This is a genomic window from Phaeobacter sp. PT47_59, from assembly GCF_028890025.1.
GTDB lineage: Bacteria > Pseudomonadota > Alphaproteobacteria > Rhodobacterales > Rhodobacteraceae > Phycobacter.
The window spans coordinates 1-1,889 of the sequence record NZ_JARCJL010000062.1 but is presented as its reverse complement, the minus strand read 5'-3'; the positions used below and the strand labels follow the sequence as shown (position 1 = coordinate 1,889).

Genomic DNA, 1,889 nt, shown 5'->3' with positions numbered 1-1,889 from the left:
AGGCGCATCTCGCCTGCGACCCGGCGACGGGTCAGGGTCAGACCCCGGCCCAGATCGATTGGCGCTGTGGTGCCCAATGCGGCGGTCAGCATCTCCTGCGGCGTTTGCGGGTTGGAGACGAGGAAGCGTGCGCGTAACGCTGCCGCCCCTTCCTCGCTCAGCGTGCGCCCGATCATCGCCGTCGCCCCGTCAGGCGTGACGCGGTAGATACGCTCATTGGTGGTTGGAATGTCCTTCCAGATCGGCAGCAGCAGCCCAGTCAGCAGGTAAAGCTTGGTCGTGGTGGTTTTTGGCAGGGATGCAGCCTCGGTATCCCAAAGTCCTGCAAAGTCGGGCCTGCTGATCTCTTCCCAGGCCGAGGACTCAAACCGCGTCTCTTCGAGGTAGCTGGAGCCATTGGGCCGCACCGCCTTGCGCATGAGCGTGACGATATCCTCGTCATACATCTGCATGGGCCGCGCCGAGATGAGCGCCGCGCGGCCAGACGCTCGGTTGACCATCGGCAGCTTGTCGGGATTGCGCGACATGGCCTCTTCGGCGCCCAGGACATACACTGGGTCCGTCACCTCAAGCCCGATGATCCGCGTCACGGCACCGGATTTTGGGCAGGTCCAGAGATCCTCGGTGGAGACCTGCTCGATCTTTTCGCCACGCAGGGTTTCGACGCCGAAATCGAGCGTGCCCGCCGCGCGCGCCCGTTCGGTCTGATCAGCGATCCGGCGCATGAACTCCGCAAAGAGCGCGTTCTGCATGTGGATGGGGAGGGCAAGCACCCGGTTCAGAAACCGCTGGATCGGGGGAAGCTCTTCCAGCAGCACCCCGTCCTTGTCGATCAGCCGCAGGGCCGTCCAGTCGGTGAAGTTCTCATAGCTCATCGCCTCAGCGCGCCCGGCGGCAAGATCGGCGAAATACCCACGCAGCGCCGCCCGCGCGATCGGGCTTTCGAGATTGTCCTCCTCGCGGAACATGCCTTGCGAGCCGGTCTCGCGCTGACCCTTGGTCAAGGCCCCCAGCTGGTCGAGGCGCTTGGCTATCGTCGAGGTGAAGCGCTTTTCGCCATGCACATCGGAGGTGCAGACCCGAAAGAAGGGCGCGCTCACCTGAGCCGAGCGATGCGTGCGGCCCAGTCCCTGAATGGCCGCATCCGCGCGCCAGCCGGGCTCCAACAGGTAGTGCCGCCGCCGTTTCTGGTTCTTCGCCGTTTGCGCCGCATGATAGGACCGGCCCGTCCCGCCCGCATCGGAAAAGATCAGGATATCCTTCTCGCCGTCCATGAAGGCTTGGGTCTCCGACGAATTGCTGCTGGCGCTGCGCTTTTCGATGAAGAGACGACCATCCTCGGCCTTGAGGGGCCGGATGGACCGCCCCGTGACTTCAGCGACGGCCTCGTCGCCAAAGGCCCAGAGGATCTGGTCGAGCGCCGAGGGGATCGGCGCCAGCGTCATCAACTCCATCATGGCCGCGTCACGCAAAGCGAGCGCCTCGCGCGATACGACCAGCGCCCCGGGCTCATCCCGCAAAGGTTCCGCCACCATATTGCCGTCGATTTCGACCAGCTTTTGCGCGTGGATCGGGAAGGCCTGTTCGAGGTATCCCAGCACGTAGTCGCGCGGCGTCAAGGCCCCCTCAACGAGTTCATCCTCCGGGTCCATCGCCTCAAGCCGACGCTTCAGCAGGCTCTCGCCTGTAGAGACCACCTGAATGACGCAAGCATTGCCTGCCGCCAGATCGTCCGCGATGGCGCGGATGATGCTCGGGGCTTTCATGCCCATCAGGAGATGGTTGAAGAAGCGCTGCTTCGTGCTCTCGAAGCGGGACTTGGCCGAGGCGCGAGCAGCCGAGGCATTGGTCTCGCCCGAGGCGTCGTTGACGCCAGTCGCGGTCAGCGC

Annotated in this window: 1 protein-coding gene; it reads right to left on the bottom strand. The window is 64.5% G+C overall.

Features of this window, described 5'->3' with window-relative positions; translation table 11 throughout:
• Nucleotides 1-1,889: strawberry notch C-terminal domain-containing protein (locus PXK01_RS21845; RefSeq protein ID WP_274861722.1), on the bottom strand; the 1,889-nt coding region annotated here is incomplete at both ends.